This window comes from Campylobacter sp. TJR-1 (assembly GCF_032840035.1).
Taxonomy (GTDB): domain Bacteria; phylum Campylobacterota; class Campylobacteria; order Campylobacterales; family Campylobacteraceae; genus Campylobacter; species Campylobacter fetus.
The window spans coordinates 229,579-250,425 of sequence record NZ_JAWIZX010000003.1 but is presented as its reverse complement, the minus strand read 5'-3'; the positions used below and the strand labels follow the sequence as shown (position 1 = coordinate 250,425).

Here is a 20,847-nt window from a genome sequence, read left to right as displayed (position 1 = left end):
TTATAAATTTAAGAAGGAACAAAATGAGCAAGCAAGAATTAGAAATGTTTTGTCATCAGTGTCAAATGAGCGCCCTCGGAGGTTGTGGAAGTAAGGGTCAAGATAGCGGAACTTGCGGTAAAGATAGCACGTTAGCTAGACTTCAAGATATGATGATATTTGGTTTAAAAGGTATGAGTGCGTATCGCCACCATGCAAACGAGCTTGGTGCAGATACGAAAAAAGTAGATGATATCATATCTAAAACGCTGTATTTTACGCTTACGAATATGAACTTCAACTTTGATGAACATATAGCTCAGCTTTTAGAAGTAGGAAAAGCCGGAGTAGAAGTCATGGACGCTTTAAGCGGCGCTCATACTACTAAATTCGGTGTGCCGACTCCGGTAAAAGTTACGCAAAATAAAGCAAACGGCAAAGCTATCTTAGTAAGCGGACATAATCTTCATGCTTTAAAAGCTCTGCTTGAACAAACTGCTGGTAAAGGCATAAATATCTATACTCACTCAGAAATGCTTCCTGCTCACGCTTATCCTGAGCTAAATAAATTTAGCCATTTAAAAGGAAATTTAGGTAAAGCGTGGTTTGATCAAACTAAACTTTTTAACGAGTTTAAAGGCGCTATTTTGATGACTACTAATTGTATCGTGCCGCTTCGCAAAAACTGTGAGTATGCAGATAGATTATTCGGTTATGATATAGCTGGAAGCAAGGGCGTAACGCACATAAACGGCGATGACTTTAGTCCGCTTATACAAAAAGCTTTAAGTCTGCCTGAGATAAGCGGATTTGATAGCGATGATTTCATAGTAACAGGACATCACTATAAAGCGGTTTTACCTATGGCGACAGAGATTTTAGAAGCACTTAATTGCGGTAAAATTAAGAAGATTTTTCGTGATCGCAGGGTGTGACGCGCCAGGAAATAGTAGAAATTATTATAGAGAGTTGGCTTTATCTTTACCAAAAGATTGCGTGATCTTGACTTCGAGCTGCGGTAAATTTAGATTTAACGACGTTGATTTTGGATATATAGAAGGTACGAAAATACCGCGCTACTTAGACCTTGGTCAGTGCAATGACAGTAACGGAGCGGTTAAAATCGCTACTGCACTAAGCGAGGCAACTAGTATAGCTATAAATGATTTACCGATAACTATCTCACTTATGTGGATGGAGCAAAAAGCGATCATTATACTTCTTGCGCTTTTATATCTTGGAGTAAAAAATATCCATATCGGACCGACTTTGCCGGAGTTCATAAACGAAGAGATATTAAATTTCTTGGTGGATAAATTTAATATAGGTTTGATAAGTGGTGACGCTAAAGCCGATCTGATGAAATATCTTGGCAAGTAAATTTAAGTAGGTAAATTTGATGAGTGAATTTGGAAATTAAATTTAAAAAATCAATTTTTTAAATTTATGCGCGTATCAGACTTGTTTTGTTAGAATCTTTTTAAATTTAAGGAGATAAAATGGAGCAAGTCAAGTATCTTTTAAATCATGAAAATATTAGTTTGACGGCTATTGATGATAGTATAAAAGTTACAAATCCAGCTACTAAAGAAATCCTAGCTTATGTCAAAAAGACTGATGAAGCAAGCCTAGCAGATATCATCCAAAACGCAAATTTAGCTTTTAAAAGCTGGTCTTCTGCTTTAGCTAGTTTTCGCAGCGATATACTGATGAAATGGTATGAACTAGTCATGCAAAATAGGGCAAATTTAGCCAGACTTATGACTTTAGAGCAAGGAAAAAGTTTTAACGAAGCCAGCGGTGAGATAGCATACGCGGCTAGTTTTATAAAATGGTTCGCCGCGCAGGCTTTAAGAAATGACGGCGATATCTTAACGAGTGTTAAAAAAGATGAAAAACTTCTCGTGATAAAACAGCCCATAGGCGTTTGCGCTGCGATAACTCCTTGGAATTTTCCTTCTGCTATGATAACTAGAAAAGCAGCTCCGGCACTTGGAGCAGGGTGCTCTATGATAGTAAAACCGGCTAGTCAAACACCGCTTAGTGCTTACGCTTTGGCAAGTTTGGCTTACACTGCAGGTATCCCAAAAGATCTATTTGTTATCGTTAGCGGGGACGCTGATATGATGAGCACGGCGTTTGCAAACTCAAAAATCATAAGAAAGATAAGCTTCACTGGGTCAACCGAAGTAGGTATAAAAATTTATGAAAAAAGCGCGAAAACTATCAAAAAACTTAGCCTTGAGCTAGGCGGAAATGCTCCGTTTATTGTATTTAATGATGCAAATTTGGATAAAGCAGTAGATGGAGTAATGGCTAGTAAATTTAGAAATAGCGGCCAGACTTGCGTTTGCGCAAATAGAATATATGCTCAAAGCGGTATTTACGACGAGTTTTGTGCTAAATTAAATATCGCTATAAAAAGCTTAAAACTAGGAAACGGGCTAGAAAATGGAGTAAATCAAGGACCGCTTATCGATGAAAATGCTCTTAAAAAAGTGGAAGAGCATATAAACGACGCTTTAAAAAAAGGAGCTAAATGCTTAAGCGGCGGTAAAAGAAGCTCGCTTGGAGGAACTTTTTTTGAACCGACTTTGCTAAGCGGCGCGACTAAAGATATGCTAGTAGCGCGCGAAGAGACATTTGGACCGCTTTGTCCGGTTTTTAAATTTCAGAGCGACGAAGAGGCGATAGAAGTGGCAAACGATACTGACTTTGGGCTTGCTAGCTATATTTTTACGAATGATCCAAAAAGGCAATGGAATATGTCCGAAAGCCTAGAGTACGGAATGGTTGGCGTAAATACCGGACTCATCAGCAACGAAGTAGCTCCTTTTGGCGGTGTGAAGTTTAGCGGGCTTGGGCGCGAGGGAAGCAGATATGGTATGGACGAATATACGGAGCAAAAATACATCTGTTTAAATTTATAGTCTATTTTTATGAGACCTCAACTTTATTTGCTTTTATGATGCGCCTAGATAAAAATCGATAAATTTATGGTATGTTAGAATTCAAAATATTTCTTTAGAATATTGAATGTACCTATAATTTTAGTTTTGTTTTGATATAATTTTTATAAATTTAGCTTTTTGGAAATATTATGAATGATGATAAATTTAAAAGAGTAAGATATTTAAGAGCACTTGAAAAGTTTGCTAAATTAGTGATAAGAAATCTCAAAAGAGAAGATTTCGATACTACTAAATTTGATATTTTAGTAAAGAAAAACACTCAAATTTTAGAAAAAATCGAGCCGGCATATCTTGATCAACCATATACGAAGTCACTTTGTGAATTTGTGAATTTTGCTCTAAACTCACATGATAAAACAGAGCTTTTAAAAGCCGCAAACAATTTAGATAAGCTAAAAAACTCCAGAAACTACAAAAAAGAAAAACATAAAAAAGGAAACTACGATGAGTAATAAATGTGTAATTTTTGACATGGATGCGACGCTCATAGATAGCAAAAAGGCTATATATTACACTATAAACTATATCAGAAAAGAGCTAAATATGACGCCCTTAGATGCTGAGTTTATAATAAAAACTATAAATGATCCGCTTAAAAATCCTATAAAAGAGTTTTACGGGATAGAGCAAGCTAGTGGAAATATGAGACATATTTTTGAAGAGGAATTTGATAAAAATTATATGCTTTATGCAACCGTTTATGAAGAGGCGATGAAAGTCGTAAGCAGCTGCAAGAATTTGGATTACAAACTCGCAGTAGCCACGAACGCTCCACATGCTACCATAGAAAGCATTCTTAAAAATTGTGGAATTTTGGATAGTTTCGATATGATTGTCGGTTCAAATAAAGAAATTCCTCAAAAACCAGATCCTACAATGCTAAATCTTATCAGAGATTCTTTTAAATGTGAATGTGTTTTTGTAGGAGATAGTGCCAAAGATTACTTAGCATCGAAAAATGCTAAAATGGATTATATACAAGTTCTTTGGGGGCGAAACGAGATAATAAAAGGTGCGGTAAATTGCCGAAACGCTACCGAAGTTATGAGGATTTTGCGTTAATTTTTATTTTGCTATCTGTTTTAAATTTATAGGTAAAATTGAATTTTAAATTTAGAAAATATTTCTACTCACCCGCTAAATGCCGTGTTTTTATATTTTTAAATTTTAAAAATATAATTTTATATAGTTTTAAATTTGAAGGGATTTTTATGGATAAATCTTATTTTTCGTATCTTCCTGTTAGCTTATTTGGTTCTGTTATGGGGCTTTGCGGACTTAGTATAGGCTGGAAATTAGCCGCTTTTCATTTTGGATTTAATGGATTTATGGCTGATATTTTAGCTTTGTTAGCCGTTTTGGATTTTATTATTTTAAGTATATGTTACGCTATAAAGATGATATATAAGACTCAAAGTTTTAAAGATGAGTTTATAAATCCTATGACAAAGAGCTTTTTTGGAACTTTTATTATATCTATTTTACTGCTTCCTATAGTTATATTTGAATATTTTCCAAAAATTGCTTTTATATTATGGATAGCAGGAGTTGTTTTGATGCTAAGTTTTGCCATATATATGGTAAGTTTTTGGCTTAGTAAATCGCAAGATATATCGCACGTTACTCCTGCATGGGTGATACCTGTAGTAGGTACGCTAGATATTCCTCTTGCAAAAAATTTATTTAATTTTAATTATTTAGATGACGTCTCTATAGCGGCTCTTGGCGTAGGTCTATTTTTTGCTATACCTATCTTTGTTATTATCAAAACAAAACTTCTGTTTTCTGAGCCTATGCCAGATAAATTAATACCTACTCTAATGATAATTTTAGCTCCATTTAGCGTTGGATTTTCTGCATATATAGAGGTTGTAAAAAATGTAGATATATTTGCTAAAGGGTTGTATTTTATAGGATTGTTTCTATTTTTTGCCATGCTTCCTAAACTTAGAAATGCTACAAAATGTTGTCCTTTTAGAGTTACTTGGTGGGCAGTGAGTTTTCCATTGGCGGCACTTTTAGTCTCGACTATCAAGATGGCAATTGAGTTGAATGAGCTGTATTTGGATATTTTAAGCGTTGTATTTTTGATTACATTTACTATAGCTATATTTTGGCTTACTTATAGAACTTTAAAAGGAGTATTTAGCTTAGAACTCCAAAATCTTACTTAAAATTTAAAAATATTAGCTTATTTTTATTTAAAATTATATGCTAGTTTATACTTAAATTTAAATTTGGTTATGATTATATCGAATTTCTTAATTTTTTATAAATTCAAAAAATAAATGAGCCAAAAGATAGAAAAATTAACCAAATATTTGATAAAATTGTAAAAATTTATATTATAAAGGATAAAAATGGCTGATATAATCTACACTTACACAGATGAAGCCCCCGCGCTTGCTACGTTTTCACTTTTTCCAGTGATTAAAGAGTTTTTAAATAGAGCAAATATCGATATACAAACAGTTGATATATCTTTATCGGGAAGGATTTTGGCAAATTTCAGCGAATATTTAAACGATGATCAAAAAGTACCGAATTATCTTGAGATTCTTGGAGAAATGACAAAAGAGAAATCTGCAAACATTATAAAACTTCCAAATATATCGGCCTCTCTTCCACAACTAAATGCTGCTATAGCTGAGCTTCAAAGTAAAGGTTATGCCGTGCCAAATTACATAGAAAATCCTACAAACGATAAAGAAGAGAGCATAAAAGCAAGATATGCAAGAGTTTTAGGAAGTGCCGTAAATCCGGTTCTTAGAGAGGGAAATTCAGATAGAAGGTGTGCCGGAGCTGTAAAAGCATACGCAAAAGAGTTTCCTCATAAAAACGGAGCTTGGGATTCTAGTATAAAAACTCGCGTTGCTTATATGCAAGACGGCGATTTTTACGGCAATGAAAAGTCTATAATAGCTAAAAATAGTTGTGAATTTAAAATAGAATTTCAAAATAAGTTTGGAGAAACAAAACTATTAAAAAGCGATATAAAAGCAGGTAAAGGTGATATCATAAGCGCTACATTTATGAGCGTTAAAAAGCTTGACGAGTTCATAAATAGTACGATGCAAGATGCTAAAGATAGCTCACTTTTATACTCTGTACACTTAAAAGCTACTATGATGAAAGTAAGCGATCCGGTTATTTTTGGTCATTTTGTTAAGGTATTTTTTGAAGAAATTTTCAGTGAATTTGAAAGTGAACTCAAGAGTGCCGGAATCATAGCAAATAACGGTTTAAAGGATTTATTTAGTAAAATAGAAAATCTTCCTATAAAAGATAAAATACTTTCTAAATTTCAAGAGATAATCCAAAAAAATCCAGATTTAGCTATGGTAGATAGTGATAAAGGTATTACAAATTTGCATGTGCCAAGCGATGTAATCATAGATGCTTCAATGCCTGCTATGATAAGAAATAGCGGTAAAATGTGGGATAAAGAGGGAAAAACAAGAGATACTTTAGCAGTCATTCCAGATAGAACTTACGCTACTATATATGAAGCAACTATCGATGATTTAAAAGTAAACGGAGCATTAAATCCGGCAATTATAGGAAGTGTTTCAAACGTAGGTCTTATGGCAAAAAAAGCAGAAGAGTATGGTAGTCACGACAAAACATTTATAGCTTCTGAGAGCGGCAAATTTATACTTAGCTCGGATTCTGGTGAAAAAATGGAATTTGAAGTAGAAAATGGTGATATATTTAGAGCTATGCAAGCTAAAGACGAAGCTATAAAAGACTGGATAAAGCTAGCCGTAAGCAGAGCTAAAGCTACCAATGCTCCGGCGATATTTTGGTTAGATAAAAACCGTGCCCACGATGCAAATATGATACAAATCGTAACAGATGAGCTAAAAAAATATGATATTTCAAATTTAGATATAAGTATAGCCGAGCCGACAAAAGCTATAAAAAGAAGTATATCTATAATTAGAAGCGGAAAAGATGCCATAAGCGTGACAGGAAATGTACTAAGAGATTATTTGACCGATCTTTTCCCTATACTTGAGCTAGGAACTAGTGCGAAAATGTTATCTATCGTGCCTTTACTAAACGGAGGTGGACTCTTTGAAACCGGCGCCGGCGGAAGTGCGCCAAAAATTGCCGGACAACTTATAGAAGAAAATCATCTTAGATGGGATAGTTTGGGTGAATTTTTGGCTCTTGGAGCAAGCCTAGAGCATCTTTCAAACATAAGCGGTAAAAAAGAGGCAAAAATTCTAGCCGATACTCTTGATAAAGCTATCGTAAGTTATCTTAAAAATGATAATTCTCCTCGCAAAAATGTAGGTGAAAACGATAATCGAGGAAGTCACTTTTATCTTTCATTATATTGGGCGGACGAGTTATCAAAAAGTGAACTAAAAGATAAGTTTATTAACATAGCAAACGCGTTAAATGAAAATAAAAATGTGATAATAAACGAATTAAACGGTTCTCAAGGTCATAAAGTAGATGTTGGCGGTTATTATAAATTTGATGATAAATTAGCTTCAGATATTATGCGCCCAAGTAAAAATTTTAATAATGCAATTGGAAAATGAGTTGAAAATAGCAATTATAGGTGCTGGAAATGTAGGAGCAAGCTGCGCAAGCTTGCTCATATCTCGTAAAGTGTGTAAAAAAGTAACACTTATAGATATAAATAAAAATTTAGCAATTGCAAAAGCTATGGATTTGGCTCAGATGGCAGCTGTTTTAAATTTAGACATAGATATTTTTGGTGGTGATAATTATGAACTTTTAAAAGATTTTGATATTGTTGTTATCACAGCCGGATTTGCTAGAAAAGATGGACAAAGCAGAGATGATTTAGCTATGATGAACGCAAAAATAGTATCTCATAGCTCAAAAATGGTATCTAAATTTGCACCTAAATCCATTATAATAGTAGTCACTAATCCCCTTGATATCATGGTTTATGTTGCTTTTAAAGAAAGCGGATTTGCTCGCCATAAAGTAATTGGAATGGCAGGTGAGTTAGATAGTGCACGTTTTAGATATTATATGTCGCAAAAACTCGGTTTAAACGTTGCACAATGCTTTGGTAAGTGTGTTGGAATGCATAATAATAGTATGATATGCCTTGAATCTAGTATAAAATTTAAAAATCAATCAATATGCAAAGATGAGTTTAAAAAATATTTTGAAGATATTAAACTCAATACAAAAAACGGCGGTTCAAATATAGTTAAACTAATGGGAACTTCAGCATTCTACGCACCTGCGGCTGGAGTTGTTAAGATGTGCGAATGTATTCAAAACTACAACGATGAAACTCTTAGTTGCTCGGTTTTGGATGAAAATTTGATACCGACTGGAAGACTGGTTAAATTAAACAAAAACGGCGTACAAAAAATTTTTGATCTAAATTTAACTAATGAAGAGAGTAAAATTATGGATAAAAGTATATCTGAATTTATATTGGTCATAAATAAAATTTATTTCAGTGACAATAAAAATTAATATTAAATAAAAATGTAAATTTAGTTATTTAGTAGGTCTTTTTTATCAACTTTTTTAAGTTAAATTTACACAAATTTAAAGTTAAAGGAGTTCTATGAATATCCATGAGTTTCAAGCCAAAGAGCTTTTAAGAGATTTTGGCATAAACGTCGCTGATGGCATTATGGTAGTTAGTGTAGACGATGCACTAAATGCGGCTAAAAAACTCGGCGGTTCTGTTTGGGCTGTGAAGGCTCAGATACACGCTGGAGGTCGCGGTCTAGGTGGTGGTGTAAAAATCACAAAAAGCTTAGATGAAGTAAAAGAGTATGCGAGTAAAATTTTAGGAATGACTTTAGTTACTAAACAGACCGGACCAGAGGGAAAACTTGTTAAAAAACTATATATAGAAAAAGGAACAAATATAGACAAAGAGTATTATCTAAGTCTAACCTTTGATCGTATAAACGAGTGTATAGCTGTGATAGCATCAGCTGATGGCGGTATGAATATAGAAGAAGTAGATCATGATAAAATAATCACTATAAGAATAGATCCTCAAATAGGGCTTAGAGACTTCCACTCTTTAGCTATTGCTGATTTTTTAAATTTAGATAAAGATTTGAGTGTTAAGCTTCATGTGCTTTTATCTAAATTATATAGACTTTACTGGCAAACTGATTCAAATTTAGTAGAGATTAATCCTCTAGTTTTAACAAAAGAAAATGATTTAATACCTCTTGACGCAAAAATGGGCTTTGATGATTCAGCTCTATTTAGACAAGAAAAAATAGCAAATATGCGTGATATCGATGAAGAAGAGCCTAGTGAACTTGAGGCAAAAACCTATGGTCTAAGCTATGTAAAGCTAGATGGAAATATCGGCTGCATGGTAAATGGTGCCGGACTAGCTATGGGTACTATGGACACTATCAACGGCGTAGGCGGAAAACCAGCTAATTTCCTTGACGTGGGTGGCGGTGCTAATCCGCAAACCGTAGCAAAAGCTTTTGAAATTATCTTGAGAGATAAAAATGTAAAATCTATATTTGTAAATATATTTGGTGGAATAGTAAGATGCGACCGCATTGCAAATGGTATTTTAGAGGCTACAAAATTAACCAAAGTAGAAGTACCTGTCATAGTAAGACTAGATGGAACAAATGCAAAAGAAGCTGCGGAGATATTAAAACAAGCAAATATAACAAATATCATCTCTGCACCTGATATAGAAAGTGGTGCTAAGATGTCTGTTGAATTAGCAAACAAGTAAGGGGATAGTATGAGTATATTGGTAGATAAAAATACAAAAGTTATAGTTCAAGGATTTACAGGAAAAGAGGCTACTTTTCATGCTGAGCAGTGTTTGGCTTACGGCACAAATATAGTTGGTGGCGTTACTCCATTTAAAGGCGGTATGATACATCTTGGAAAACCTGTATTCGATACTGTTGTAGAGGCTGTAAAATCAACTAATGCAACAGTTAGTTTGATATTTGTCCCTGCTAAGTTTGTTGCAGCTAGTATAATAGAAGCCGCCGATGCTGGTATAGAGTTAGCAGTAGTTATAACCGAGCATACTCCAGTTAGAGATATGCTAGAAGCTAAGAATTATGCAAATAAAAAAGGTATGAAATTAATAGGTCCAAACTGCCCCGGAATTATAAGCGCTGATCAAGCAAAATTAGGTATAATGCCCGCTATGGTTTTTAAGCGAGCAGGTGTAAATATAGGGCTTATATCAAAGTCTGGAACACTTACTTATGAAGGAGCAAACCAAATTTTAAGTGAAGGTTATGGTATATCTACTGCTGTTGGTATCGGCGGAGATAGCGTTATAGGATTAACTTATAGTGAGCTTTTACCTATGTTTGAGAATGACCCTGATACAAAAGCTATTGTTATGATAGGCGAAATCGGTGGAAGTTTAGAAATAGAAGCTTGCAACATTATAAAAAATATGAAAAAACCGGTTGTAGCTTTTATAGCAGGTCAAAGCGCTCCAAAAGGCAAAAGAATGGGGCATGCAGGCGCTATTATAAGCGGAGAAGATTCAACGGCAGCCGGAAAAATGAAAGCCTTAAGTGCCGCGGGAGCTCATGTAGTAGCTAGCCCAGCACACATAGGTAAAAAAATAAAAGAATTAATAGGCTAATAGGAGAATATGATGATAGAACAACCAGTCGGTATAGCTGTTTGGGTAGATGAAAGCAGGTGTAAAGCCTGCGACATTTGTGTTAGTTACTGCCCGGCAGGAGTTTTGGGCATGAAAGAAGATATTCATGCAGTACAAGGAATGATGATAGAAGTAGTTCATCCAGAATCCTGTATAGGATGTAGAGATTGTGAGCTCCATTGTCCAGACTTTGCTATCTATGTGGCTGAAAAGGGTTTTAAATTTGCAAAAATTAGCCCAGAAGCTAAAGAAAGAGCAGTTGCTGTTAAAGCAAATCACTTTAGGAAACTTAAATAAGGATAGCAAAAATGAGAGAATTAATCACGACAGGAAATTCACTTGCGGCGCGTGCTGCTGTGGAATGTGGCTGTAATTTTTTTGGCGGATATCCGATAACTCCATCAAGTGAAATTGCACATGAACTTAGTGTTTTACTACCTAAAAAAGGCGGTAAATTTATACAAATGGAAGATGAGATAGCCGGAGTTTCCGTAGCTCTTGGTGCTAGTATGAGTGGTGCTAAAGCAATGACTGCTAGCTCAGGTCCTGGAATTTCTTTAAAATCCGAGCAAATTGGTCTTGGCTTTATAGCTGAAGTTCCGCTTGTTATAGCAAATGTTATGCGTGGCGGGCCATCGACCGGACTTCCGACTCGCGTTGCTCAAGGAGATATTTTACAAGCCAAAACTCCTAGCCATGGCGATTATTGCTCTATTGCAGTAGCTCCTGGAAGTTTAAGCGAAATTTATACAGAAACCGTAAGAGCCTTTAATCTTGCTAATCGTTTTAGCACTCCTGTTTTCTTGCTACTTGATGAAACTATAGGTCATATGCAAGGTAAAGCTAATGTTCCAGATATAGCAGATTTAAAAATAGAACCTAGACGCGAGTTTAAAGGTGATCCAAAAGATTATAATCCTTATGAAGCTGCGGCTGATGAACCTGCTACTTTAAATTCATTTTTTAAAGGATATAGATATCACATAACCGGACTTCATCACGGACCTACTGGATTTCCTACCGAAGATGGAAAAATGGTCGATTATAATATAAAAAGATTATTTAATAAGATACATGCTCACTTAGATGAAGTATTAAATTATGAAGAATATAAGCTAGATGATGCAGAAATATGTGTTATTTGTTATGGAAGCGTAAGTCTTGCTGCTAAGGAAGCTGTCGATAAATTAAGAGAAGATGGTGTAAAAGTCGGAATATTCAGACCTATAACTATATGGCCAAGCCCGGAAGCGAAGCTAAAAGAAGTTTGTTCTAAATTTAAAAAGATTTTAGTGGCAGAATTGAACATGGGTCAATATTTAGGTGAAATACAAAGATGCAGCTTAAGAGATGATTTTAAAACTCTCCTTAAAGCAAACGGACGTCCGATAAGTCCAACTGAAATTATAAATAAAGTTAAGGAGTTTTAAAATGGCTTTTAACTATGATAATTATTTAAGAACAAATAAAATGCCAACACTTTGGTGCTGGGGTTGTGGAGACGGTGTAATTTTAAAAAGCGTTATAAGGGCTATAGACACTATGGGTTGGAATATGGATGATGTATGCGTAGTAAGCGGTATAGGTTGCTCCGGTAGATTTTCAAGCTATGTAAATTGCAACACGGTTCATACTACTCACGGTCGCGCCATCGCTTATGCGACAGGTATAAAACTAGCAAATCCAGAAAAGCATGTAATCGTTGTAACCGGTGATGGCGATGGACTTGCGATAGGTGGCAACCATACAATTCATGGATGTAGAAGAAATATAGATATAAACCATATATTAATAAATAACTTTATCTACGGTCTTACAAACTCTCAAACAAGTCCTACAACTCCACAAGGATTTTGGACTGTTACTGCTCAATGGGGAAATATAGATCCGAATTTTGACGCTGCAAAGCTTGCAACCGCGGCCGGAGCTACGTTTGTTGGTCGTGAAACTGTTATAAATCCATCAAGAATTGAAAAACTTTTAGTTGAAGGATTTAAACATGAAGGTTATAGCTTCTTTGATATTTTCTCAAACTGCCATATAAATTTGGGTAGAAAAAATAAGATGGGCGAAGCTACTCAGACTATAAACTGGATAGACGGTAGAACTGTTTCTAAAACTAAGTTTGACGCACTAAGCGATGAAGAAAAACTAGGCAAATTTCCAACCGGCGTGCTTCATAAAGACGATAGTCATATAGAGTACTGCAAAGCTTATGAAAAAGTTATAGAAGCTGCTCAAAACAAAACAAAAATCAACTTTGAGGAGATAAAATGAGTTCAGCAGAGTTAAGATTTGTCGGAGTAGGCGGACAAGGTGTTATACTAGCTGGAGAGATTCTCTCAGCGGCGAAAATAGAAGCGGGCGGATATGGAGTAAAAGCTTCTACCTATACTTCACAAGTGCGTGGCGGTCCAACAAAAGTTGATATCATTCTTAGTGATGAGGAGATAAGATATCCTTATGCAAATGAAGGCGAAATACAGTTTATGCTAGCTACTGCGCAAAATAGTTACGATACTTTTAAAAGTGGTGTGAAAGAGGGCGGTATAATCGTAGTAGAACCGAATTTAGTAAAGCCTAGTGAAGAAGATAAAAAACGCTGGAAAATATATGAAATTCCTATTATTTCTATCGCTAAAGATGAAGTCGGAAATGTTATCACTCAAAGCGTCGTTGCTTTAGGTGTTGCTGTAAAATTTACAGGCGTTATGGATGCAGAAATCGTACGTAAAGAGATGTTAAGCACGGTTCCCGATAAAGTTAAAGAAGCAAATAATAAAGCGTATGATCTCGGTATGGCTTACGCTTCAAAGTGTCTTTAATATATTTTAAATTTATAAATAATAAATTTAAAAATCCAAAGCTCTTTTTCTGGGCTTTGGATCTACATTTATTTACCTTTTTAACTTATATTTTTTAGAAATTATTTTAGCTGTAAATGGGGTAAATATAACTATAGCGACCAGCAGCCATAAAGCCAAGTTTATCTCTCCTTTAAAAAATATATCTATTTTTCCACCGCTTATAGCAAAAGCTCTTCTTAAGCTATCTTCCATAATACCGCATAATACATATCCAAGTATAGTAGTCGCCATATAAAAGTTAAGTTCTCTTAAGAAATATCCAAAAACACCTAGTATCATAGATAATAAAAGAGCAAATGAGCTGGCATTTGCAGAGTATACGCCAGTAAGAGCTAATAAACTAATACCCAGTACGGTACCCGAAGTATATAGGTATCATAGCTCAGGCTCATTAAATGTAAATCTTAATATTCCAGTAGTAGAATCTACACCGACTACAGCTATAAGAATCCCTATGATAACTCCGGTTAAGCTTTTTATACGTATAGCTATACTAGAAAGTATAGAGGTAAAAAAAGTAAGCCCTATCACTGCTATGCTACCACTTATAAAAGATGCGATTCCAGATATAGCTAAAGCTGGATCCGCAAAACCATTTTTTGCCATACGATACCCGTCAAGAGTCGTAAATACCGCTCCGGCGTCCCCCAGTACGTTTAAAGGTATGCTTAAAATCCTACCGCCGAACTCAGCTCCATAGTATAACCCACATAGCATAATAAGAGATGATTCGACCAGAAGACCTAAAAATATATGTTATAGGTAGCAGTATAGCGACTCCGTTGATAGGAACTAGCCTGGGAAGAGACCCAAAAAGAGTTTCTAGCATAGCTCCAAGAAATACTAAAAATAAATTTAAAGTCTGAAAAGCTACGCTAAATACGTCTCCTAAAAGAGATAAATTTTTATCTATTCTCCTAAAATATTTTCAAAAATTACGCCGGTAGGTAGCGGAATATCCAAAACTTCTTTAAATACCAAATAAACGGTAATGCTGATCAAAATTCCGCATATCGCCGCCTCTATATTCTTAGCTTTAAATATTTTAGATATCAAACTAACTAGTATAAAAGTTGCAAATAAAAATCCTAAAAAATCAAAGCTTAATTGATATAAAACTATAAGCGTAACCAGATATATGAGTTTTAAATTTATAGATAAATTTGCAAATTCCGCTTTATTTGGTCCGATAATTATAAAAACGGACAATATACTAAGCAAGATTCCAAGCAGCATAGGAAAAGTTTTAGGACCAAGAGGATCATATGAAAATGCTACATTGAAGCTCATCGCACCATAAATGACAAATATTCCTGTACAAAATAAAAATACTCCAAATAATCTTTCTGTCATTTTGCAAGCCCAGCCTCGCGCGCCATATTTCTAAATTTAGCGACTTCGCTTTTGACAAAATGGTCAAACTCCGAACCTATCATAGTAAAAGGCTGCAAACCTCCAAGGTCGCGTTCTTTTTTAAATTCATCGGTTTGCGATAGTTCTTTTAATTTTTCTACCCAAAAATTGTACTGTGCATTACTAACTTTTGGTCCCATATAATATCCTCTCCAAGTACTCCAAACTACGTCATATCCTTGTTCTTTTGCTGTTTGGATATCTTTAAATTTACCATCAAGTCTCTGATCTGATAGAACAGCTAAAACTCTGTATTTTCCAGAATCTAACTGCCCCGAAAGCTCAGATATACCTCCTGAATAAATTTGAATACGTCCTCCTAAAAGAGCAGTCAAACTCTCTTCTCTACCTTCAAATGCTACGTATTTCATATCTTGCGGATTTATACCGGCGGTTTTGGCTATAAGTATAGACAACCAGTCTTGACTTCCTACTGAGCCTCCTGATCCTATAGCAAAGCCTTTCGGATCTTTTTTTAGATCTTCTAACATATCTTTGAAATTTTGCCATTTTGAATCTGATTTTACGACTATAGCTCCATAATCAGCTCCAATATCAGCAAGCCATTTTACGGCATTTTCATTATATTTTCCGAATTTTCCCTGAGCTATATTTAAAGCAGAACCAGAATTAAATGCTACTATAACATCTCCGTCGTTTGGTTTTTGACCTATTACGTGATTATACGCTACGGCTCCGACTCCTCCGGGTATAAAATTTACTATCATAGGTTTGTTTAGCAGATGTGTTGCAGCAAAAGAGTTGGCTGCGATTTTGCAGGTGAGATCAAATCCTTCTCCCGGTTTTGCCGGTGCTAAACAAGTAGGTTTTTTAGGTTCAAATGCTTGTAGAGAATTTGCTAAACTAAGTATAACGACAGCGCTAAAAGCAAGTTTCACAGATTTTTTCATAATTAATTCCTTATTTTTTGATTTTCAAGGATTATAACATATAAATAAATATAATAAGTTTGATAAAATAAGATTTATTATTTAAGTTTTTTAGCATAAATTCGGTAAAAAATAATTTTATTATATAAAAAATATAAGCTTTAACATAAAATAATTGTGCATATATTTATCGATATGTTGTTATATATTGTATATTTTTTCAAAAATACACATAGTATAATTTTAAATTTATCTGAAATAATAAAAATAAATTTAAAAATATATTTTTATGGTTTTATTATTTTAATATCTATATTATAAGTGTTTCATATGGAAACACTTATTGAGATTGAAATATATATCGTATTTATTTATGTTAAATAAATTTAACTAAAAGATATAATTTTTTAAGCACATTTTTTATCTTAATTAGATATAATCATAAAATAATTTTATTTTAAGGATAGTAGATGTCAAAGATAGGCGTAATTTATGGCTCAAATCAAGGCGATACAAAAGAAGTTGCTGAGTATATAGCTAGTAAATTTGATAGTGAAATTATTAATGCTACTGATTTAACGGCCGATTTTTTCACTAAATTTGATAAATTTATATTTGCAGCTTCTACTCATGGTCATGGTGAGCTTCAAAAAGATTTTAAAGCTAAACTCGGACTAGTTGCCGAAGCTGATTTTAATGGAAAAACCATAGCTTTAGTCGGAGTAGGCGGTCAAGTTAAGCACGGATCTACGTTTTTAGACGGTTTAGTAGAGTTTTTACCGCTTATCCGCGGAGCCAAACTAGTTGGCTCTAGTCAAGTTGACGGATATAAATTTAGCCATTCGTTATCATTTATAAACGGTAAATTCATCGGAGCTTCAATAGACTTTAAAAATGATCCAAATTGGAAAGCAAGAGCTGATAAATGGGTCGATAGTGTGAAAAACGAGTTTTAAATCACAACTCGTTTTGCTGTGTGCTGGCTTGTCCAACACACAATTTTATAGTGATAAATTTATTTATGAACCGATAATTCCGCCATCTTCTTTTACTATTATTATTACAGATGATTTTGGTGTTTTATCTTCTCTCTTTGGAAAATGTGAACCTTTTAGTCCTTCTCCTGGATGCTGTACGCTTACAAACATGGTTTTATAATCATCGCTAAAAGTAATTCCTGTAATCTCACAAGCTATCGGCCCTGTTGCAAATCTCTTGATCTCTTGAGTATACGGATCTGCGCATAAAAGTTGGTTGTTTCCCATATCTTCATAATCTGCACTGTTTGAATAGTCGCCATCCTGCTATCCAAAGTCCTCCGTCTCTATCAAAACTAAGTCCGTCCGGAGAGTTAAACATATTATTTATATTTATATTATTACTACCTTTATATAAATTATTTTTAACTTTTGGGTTTCCTGCTAGAACAAATATTTCCCAGATAAACTCGTTGCTAGCATGATTTTGACCAGTTGGTTTCCATTTTAAAATTTGACCGCATTTATTATAAGCGCGTGGATTTGCCGCGTCTGGTGTTTGTCTTATTTTATTATTTGTGAAAGTAGCATACAAAAATTCTGAATTTGGATCTTTGCTTATCCACTCACACCTATCCATAGTAGTAGCACCTACAAAACTCGCTGCTTCTCTAGCTCTTATAAGTATATCAGCTTGCAATATGAAACCATTTTCTTTGGTAAGCCCGTTCTTCCCCATACTTAGCTCTATCCATTTTAATTTGCCTTTAAAATCTCCAAATTCTCCTTCAAATTTAGCCACGTAAAGCGTGCCGAATTCTAAAATATCTCTATTTGCTTTCATATTTTGATAATTAAATTTATCTCTTGCTATAAATTTATAAACAAATTCATTATTTTCGTCGTCTCCGCTATAAGCCACTACGTTACCCGTTTTATCGACTACTATCTCACAGTTTTCATGTTTAAATCTACCAAGGGCTGTTCGTTTTAGGCATTGAGTTTGGATCAAACGGATCTATTTCTACTATCCAGCCAAATCTATTTGGCTCATTCGGAGTAATTTTTATGTCAAATCTATCATCAAAAAGATGCCATTTATAAACATCTCCTTTTGTTTTTATACCATATCTTTTGAAGCTTTTGTTGGGCTCAAACAAACTGTCTTTAGAGCCGAAAAAATCATCGAAATTCTCTTCGCAAGTAAGATATGTTCCCCATGGAGTTTTTCCGCATCCGCAGTTATTTAGCGTACCGAACACGATTTCTCCTTTTGGATCATTATTTGTTTTTACGCTATCATCTCCTTTTACAACACCGGTTATGAGCATAGGAGTGCTCATTGTTATCCTGCGGTTATGTTTGCCGTCTATAACAAACTCATATAAATTTGAATTATCTCTTTTTATATCTATAATACTTATCCCAAGACTATTTTGTTGATATATGATATCATTTGCACTCATTTGGTTGCCGTTGTGATTGAACATTAGCTCAGGATTTACGTATTCGTTATTTGTTACCAAAATACCTTCTGTTGAGTCATTTACCGAAAAATATTTTTGACCATCAGCGTTGTCTCCAAATACCAAATTTGCATTTTCAGCATAAATTTTATCTATATTTTTATTTTCATCGAAACTTTTTGCTTTACTAAACATTTTATCGCCCCATTTGATCAAAACTTTTGCTTTGCAACCTTTGGGGGCTTTAAAATCATCATCCGTGCTAATAGGAACAGAATCGAAATTTATTAGATTTTTTGAAGGTGCGCTTAAAAGAGGATTTGCAAAAAATCCACCCATACAAGCTAAACTACCCAACTTCAATACATTTCGCCTTTGCATTTTGTTTCCTTTTAAATTTAATATAATTAAAATTTAACATGAATTGGAAACAAAATAGCTACATTTTATAAAATATCTAAGCCGATTTTAACTGTTTTAATGTCTGATTTTGAATATAAAACTTAATAATTTCGCATATATTTTGTAGTTACAACTAAATTTATATAGATAAAATAGTATTTTTAATCTCTTGTTAAGCAGTGTAAATCCATCGCTTTTAAAACTGTTTTTTATATCCGCACAAGCAAATTTAATGGCTTTTTCATAATCATCAAAACTATATGGTTTCATAGTTAGCGCCGCGTTATATCTTAAAATGAGAAAATAACATTCCAGATAAGCTTTTTGAGTTTTTAAAAGGTTAAATTTAGAAAAGAAATTTCTTAAATCCATTTCTACGGCTCTAACATCGGTAAAATGTTTAAGTTTAAATTTTTTTGAACTATTATTATCTCCGATTCTGTAGTTATAAATCGGATCGTTTAATTTTGCGATTTTGTTTGCTAGCCATATAATTTTAGCATTTAAATTCGCATCTTCGGCTATAAAAACGTCTTTTAGGAATTTTAAATTGTTATTCTTTAAAATTTCGGTTTTGATTATCTTTGCACATACCGTAGGAAAAGTACTTTTAGATGGATTTAAAGTGAAATAATCAAACAAAAATCGCTCTTTATCTACTATTCCTTCATTACAAATATAGTTTTTTTGATATTTTATTTCACCGTTTTTATAGTAATTAAAATCACCAAATACGATATCTGCATCTAAATTTAAAGCGATATTATAAAGCTTATTTAAAATTCCATTTGAGCTTAGAAAATCATCGCTATCTAAAAACATTACAAACTCACCACTACTAGCTTCTATTCCTACATTTCTAGCTGCGCTTGCGCCATTATTTTTTTGATCTATGATAATAAAACGGTTATCGGTATTGGCAAATTCATTTAAAATCTTTATAGTATCATCACTGCTTCCATCATTGATCGCTATTATTTCTATCTCTTTTAAACTTTGATTTAGTAGTGATTCTAAGCACTCATTTATATAATCCCTTGCATTAAAGCAAGGGATTATCACGCTGATTTTCGACACTATTTTTTATAGCTTTCTACAAATTTAGCTATTCTGTCGATCCCTTTTTTTATGCTATCCATATCGCAAGCAAAACTTAATCTAAAGTATCCATCCATACCGAATCCCACGCCAGGAACAGTGGCTACAAGTGCGTTTTCTAGCATATCTTTACAAAATTTCACAGAGTCAGACTCGATATCTTTACAACTTACGAATAGATAAAATGCACCGTCTGGTTTTACGACGTTAAGTCCTTTTATAGCGTTTAATGCAGCTACTGCGTAGTCGCGTCTTTCTATAAATTTAGATCGCATAAACTCTATATCTTTATCTGCTTCACCAAGCAAAGCAGGTATGGCTCCGTCTTGAACGAGACTAGAGATATTACTAGTGCTTTGGCTTTGTAATTTTTTAACTGCTGCAACAAGATCATCTATAACGCTAGCCATATATCCAAATCTCCAGCCCGGCATCGCTCCGCACTTGCTAAGACCGTTTATAGTTATAGTACGTTTAAACATATCGGGACTTATGCTAGCTGTGGCTACGAACTCACCGTTAAATGTAAGCTTTTCATAAATTTCATCGCTTAAAACAATGATATCTGTACCTTCTAAAACTTTAGCTATAGCTTGAAGCTCAGCTTTTGTATAAACGCCGCCGCATGGATTGCTAGGACTGTTTAGTACGATAGCTTTTGTTTTTGGAGTGATAGCTTTTTTTAAAGCTTCGCTTGTGAGTTTAAATTTACTGCTTTCATCAGTTTCTATTATAACTGGTTTTCCGCCGCTAAATTTAACTATCTCAGGATAGCTTACCCAGTATGGAGAAGCCATTATAACTTCATCTCCATCATCTATAATGCACTGAAAGATATTGAACAAAGAGTGTTTTGCTCCTACGTTTGTAACAATTTGATTTGTTTTGTACTCTAAGTTGTTGTCTCTTTTTAGCTTTGTAGCTATAGCTTTTAATACTTCAGGGCGTCCTGGCACCGGAGTATATTTTCCACAACCAGAGTCTAATGCTCTTTTTACGGCTTCTTTTATAACATTTGGGGTATCAAAGTCAGGTTCGCCTGCGCTAAAACTTATGACATCTTGCCCGTTTGCCTTCATCTCTTTTGCTTTTGAGCTAATAGCTATGGTTAGGCTCTCTGAAAGTACTCCAATCTTCTTAGATAACATCTTTT

The 20,847-nt window shown here is 34.2% G+C and carries 20 protein-coding genes and 2 pseudogenes; 15 read left to right on the top strand and 7 right to left on the bottom strand.

What is annotated here, in order from left to right; all coding sequences use genetic code 11:
• Positions 1-23: 23 nt before the first annotated feature.
• The 13 genes and pseudogenes from hcp to RVY88_RS04560 all read left to right on the top strand — a co-directional run bounded on the left by hcp (position 24) and on the right by RVY88_RS04560 (position 13,406).
• Positions 24-1,359 (top strand): annotated as a pseudogene (hcp, locus tag RVY88_RS04620) (hydroxylamine reductase).
• A gap of 119 nt (positions 1,360-1,478) precedes the next feature.
• Positions 1,479-2,909, top strand: a complete 1,431-nt coding sequence (locus tag RVY88_RS04615; protein ID WP_162167462.1) for an NAD-dependent succinate-semialdehyde dehydrogenase — start codon at positions 1,479-1,481, stop codon at positions 2,907-2,909.
• Between the two features lie 170 nt (positions 2,910-3,079).
• Complete coding sequence (locus RVY88_RS04610; protein ID WP_002849434.1) at positions 3,080-3,403, top strand: hypothetical protein; 324 nt, start codon at positions 3,080-3,082, stop codon at positions 3,401-3,403.
• The gene (locus tag RVY88_RS04605) at positions 3,396-4,013 is read left to right on the top strand and encodes an HAD family hydrolase (protein ID WP_162167461.1); all 618 of its coding nucleotides are present in this window, start codon (positions 3,396-3,398) and stop codon (positions 4,011-4,013) included. The genes RVY88_RS04610 and RVY88_RS04605 overlap by 8 nt, the downstream gene beginning before the upstream one ends.
• 149 nt (positions 4,014-4,162) lie before the next feature.
• A complete protein-coding gene (locus RVY88_RS04600) occupies positions 4,163-5,125 on the top strand; it encodes an SLAC1 anion channel family protein (RefSeq protein ID WP_189376024.1) in 963 nt (320 codons plus the stop codon).
• A gap of 186 nt (positions 5,126-5,311) precedes the next feature.
• Positions 5,312-7,504 (top strand): NADP-dependent isocitrate dehydrogenase, encoded by a 2,193-nt coding sequence (locus RVY88_RS04595; RefSeq protein WP_251147334.1) that lies wholly within the window; start codon positions 5,312-5,314, stop codon positions 7,502-7,504.
• Positions 7,488-8,426, top strand: coding sequence for a lactate/malate family dehydrogenase (locus tag RVY88_RS04590; protein ID WP_251148881.1), 939 nt, complete (start codon positions 7,488-7,490; stop codon positions 8,424-8,426). Before RVY88_RS04595 ends, RVY88_RS04590 begins: the two co-directional genes overlap by 17 nt.
• A gap of 94 nt (positions 8,427-8,520) precedes the next feature.
• Positions 8,521-9,678: an ADP-forming succinate--CoA ligase subunit beta gene (sucC, locus tag RVY88_RS04585; protein WP_162167459.1), complete on the top strand. Its 1,158-nt coding sequence runs from the start codon at positions 8,521-8,523 to the stop codon at positions 9,676-9,678.
• Between the two features lie 9 nt (positions 9,679-9,687).
• The gene (gene sucD, locus RVY88_RS04580; protein ID WP_002849426.1) at positions 9,688-10,560 is read left to right on the top strand and encodes a succinate--CoA ligase subunit alpha; all 873 of its coding nucleotides are present in this window, start codon (positions 9,688-9,690) and stop codon (positions 10,558-10,560) included.
• A 9-nt stretch (positions 10,561-10,569) separates the two neighbouring features.
• Positions 10,570-10,878, top strand: coding sequence for a 4Fe-4S binding protein (locus tag RVY88_RS04575; protein WP_035148099.1), 309 nt, complete (start codon positions 10,570-10,572; stop codon positions 10,876-10,878).
• Positions 10,879-10,889: 11 nt separating this feature from the next.
• A complete protein-coding gene (locus tag RVY88_RS04570) occupies positions 10,890-12,011 on the top strand; it encodes a 2-oxoglutarate synthase subunit alpha (protein WP_002849423.1) in 1,122 nt (373 codons plus the stop codon).
• Position 12,012: 1 nt separating this feature from the next.
• Positions 12,013-12,858, top strand: coding sequence for a 2-oxoglutarate ferredoxin oxidoreductase subunit beta (locus RVY88_RS04565; RefSeq protein ID WP_011731998.1), 846 nt, complete (start codon positions 12,013-12,015; stop codon positions 12,856-12,858).
• Complete coding sequence (locus tag RVY88_RS04560) at positions 12,855-13,406, top strand: 2-oxoacid:acceptor oxidoreductase family protein (RefSeq protein WP_002849421.1); 552 nt, start codon at positions 12,855-12,857, stop codon at positions 13,404-13,406. The genes RVY88_RS04565 and RVY88_RS04560 overlap by 4 nt, the downstream gene beginning before the upstream one ends.
• A 72-nt stretch (positions 13,407-13,478) precedes the next feature.
• Here the strand turns inward: RVY88_RS04560 and RVY88_RS04555 are convergent, their stop codons facing one another.
• A complete protein-coding gene (locus RVY88_RS04555) occupies positions 13,479-13,727 on the bottom strand; it encodes a hypothetical protein (RefSeq protein WP_202930996.1) in 249 nt (82 codons plus the stop codon).
• 96 nt (positions 13,728-13,823) lie between these two features.
• The gene (locus RVY88_RS04550) at positions 13,824-14,165 is read right to left on the bottom strand and encodes a tripartite tricarboxylate transporter permease (RefSeq protein WP_024305505.1); all 342 of its coding nucleotides are present in this window, start codon (positions 14,163-14,165) and stop codon (positions 13,824-13,826) included.
• Between the two features lie 8 nt (positions 14,166-14,173).
• On the opposite strand from RVY88_RS04550, the gene RVY88_RS04545 reads away from it, so the two are divergent.
• Positions 14,174-14,314: a hypothetical protein gene (locus RVY88_RS04545; protein WP_201030509.1), complete on the top strand. Its 141-nt coding sequence runs from the start codon at positions 14,174-14,176 to the stop codon at positions 14,312-14,314.
• 43 nt (positions 14,315-14,357) lie between these two features.
• On the opposite strand, the gene RVY88_RS04540 is transcribed toward RVY88_RS04545, so the two are convergent.
• Positions 14,358-14,801: a tripartite tricarboxylate transporter TctB family protein gene (locus tag RVY88_RS04540; RefSeq protein ID WP_011731997.1), complete on the bottom strand. Its 444-nt coding sequence runs from the start codon at positions 14,799-14,801 to the stop codon at positions 14,358-14,360.
• Entirely contained in the window at positions 14,798-15,772 is a 975-nt protein-coding gene (locus tag RVY88_RS04535) for a Bug family tripartite tricarboxylate transporter substrate binding protein (RefSeq protein ID WP_111738192.1), read from the bottom strand. The genes RVY88_RS04540 and RVY88_RS04535 overlap by 4 nt, the downstream gene beginning before the upstream one ends.
• Before the next feature lie 449 nt (positions 15,773-16,221).
• On the opposite strand from RVY88_RS04535, the gene RVY88_RS04530 reads away from it, so the two are divergent.
• Complete coding sequence (locus RVY88_RS04530; RefSeq protein WP_002849410.1) at positions 16,222-16,707, top strand: flavodoxin domain-containing protein; 486 nt, start codon at positions 16,222-16,224, stop codon at positions 16,705-16,707.
• 63 nt (positions 16,708-16,770) lie between these two features.
• On the opposite strand, the pseudogene RVY88_RS04525 reads toward RVY88_RS04530, so the two are convergent.
• From RVY88_RS04525 to RVY88_RS04515, 3 genes and pseudogenes are all read right to left on the bottom strand, one after another.
• Positions 16,771-18,575, bottom strand: a pseudogene (locus RVY88_RS04525) (PhoX family protein).
• A 96-nt stretch (positions 18,576-18,671) separates the two neighbouring features.
• Positions 18,672-19,673 (bottom strand): glycosyltransferase family 2 protein, encoded by a 1,002-nt coding sequence (locus RVY88_RS04520; protein WP_162167174.1) that lies wholly within the window; start codon positions 19,671-19,673, stop codon positions 18,672-18,674.
• The gene (locus RVY88_RS04515) at positions 19,673-20,842 is read right to left on the bottom strand and encodes a pyridoxal phosphate-dependent aminotransferase (protein WP_002849404.1); all 1,170 of its coding nucleotides are present in this window, start codon (positions 20,840-20,842) and stop codon (positions 19,673-19,675) included. Before RVY88_RS04515 ends, RVY88_RS04520 begins: the two co-directional genes overlap by 1 nt.
• Between the last annotated feature and the right edge of the window lie 5 nt (positions 20,843-20,847).

Bases quoted from the DNA above. Each gene is read 5' to 3' on its own strand.
- RVY88_RS04615 (WP_162167462.1), top strand. From the start codon at position 1,479: ATGGAGCAAGTCAAGTATCTTTTAAATCATGAAAATATTAGTTTGACG.
- RVY88_RS04610 (WP_002849434.1), top strand. From the start codon at position 3,080: ATGAATGATGATAAATTTAAAAGAGTAAGATATTTAAGAGCACTTGAA.
- RVY88_RS04605 (WP_162167461.1), top strand. From the start codon at position 3,396: ATGAGTAATAAATGTGTAATTTTTGACATGGATGCGACGCTCATAGAT.
- RVY88_RS04600 (WP_189376024.1), top strand. From the start codon at position 4,163: ATGGATAAATCTTATTTTTCGTATCTTCCTGTTAGCTTATTTGGTTCT.
- RVY88_RS04595 (WP_251147334.1), top strand. From the start codon at position 5,312: ATGGCTGATATAATCTACACTTACACAGATGAAGCCCCCGCGCTTGCT.
- RVY88_RS04590 (WP_251148881.1), top strand. From the start codon at position 7,488: ATGCAATTGGAAAATGAGTTGAAAATAGCAATTATAGGTGCTGGAAAT.
- sucC (WP_162167459.1), top strand. From the start codon at position 8,521: ATGAATATCCATGAGTTTCAAGCCAAAGAGCTTTTAAGAGATTTTGGC.
- sucD (WP_002849426.1), top strand. From the start codon at position 9,688: ATGAGTATATTGGTAGATAAAAATACAAAAGTTATAGTTCAAGGATTT.
- RVY88_RS04575 (WP_035148099.1), top strand. From the start codon at position 10,570: ATGATGATAGAACAACCAGTCGGTATAGCTGTTTGGGTAGATGAAAGC.
- RVY88_RS04570 (WP_002849423.1), top strand. From the start codon at position 10,890: ATGAGAGAATTAATCACGACAGGAAATTCACTTGCGGCGCGTGCTGCT.
- RVY88_RS04565 (WP_011731998.1), top strand. From the start codon at position 12,013: ATGGCTTTTAACTATGATAATTATTTAAGAACAAATAAAATGCCAACA.
- RVY88_RS04560 (WP_002849421.1), top strand. From the start codon at position 12,855: ATGAGTTCAGCAGAGTTAAGATTTGTCGGAGTAGGCGGACAAGGTGTT.
- RVY88_RS04555 (WP_202930996.1), bottom strand. From the start codon at position 13,727: ATGATACTAGGTGTTTTTGGATATTTCTTAAGAGAACTTAACTTTTAT.
- RVY88_RS04550 (WP_024305505.1), bottom strand. From the start codon at position 14,165: ATGCTATGTGGGTTATACTATGGAGCTGAGTTCGGCGGTAGGATTTTA.
- RVY88_RS04545 (WP_201030509.1), top strand. From the start codon at position 14,174: ATGATTCGACCAGAAGACCTAAAAATATATGTTATAGGTAGCAGTATA.
- RVY88_RS04540 (WP_011731997.1), bottom strand. From the start codon at position 14,801: ATGACAGAAAGATTATTTGGAGTATTTTTATTTTGTACAGGAATATTT.
- RVY88_RS04535 (WP_111738192.1), bottom strand. From the start codon at position 15,772: ATGAAAAAATCTGTGAAACTTGCTTTTAGCGCTGTCGTTATACTTAGT.
- RVY88_RS04530 (WP_002849410.1), top strand. From the start codon at position 16,222: ATGTCAAAGATAGGCGTAATTTATGGCTCAAATCAAGGCGATACAAAA.
- RVY88_RS04515 (WP_002849404.1), bottom strand. From the start codon at position 20,842: ATGTTATCTAAGAAGATTGGAGTACTTTCAGAGAGCCTAACCATAGCT.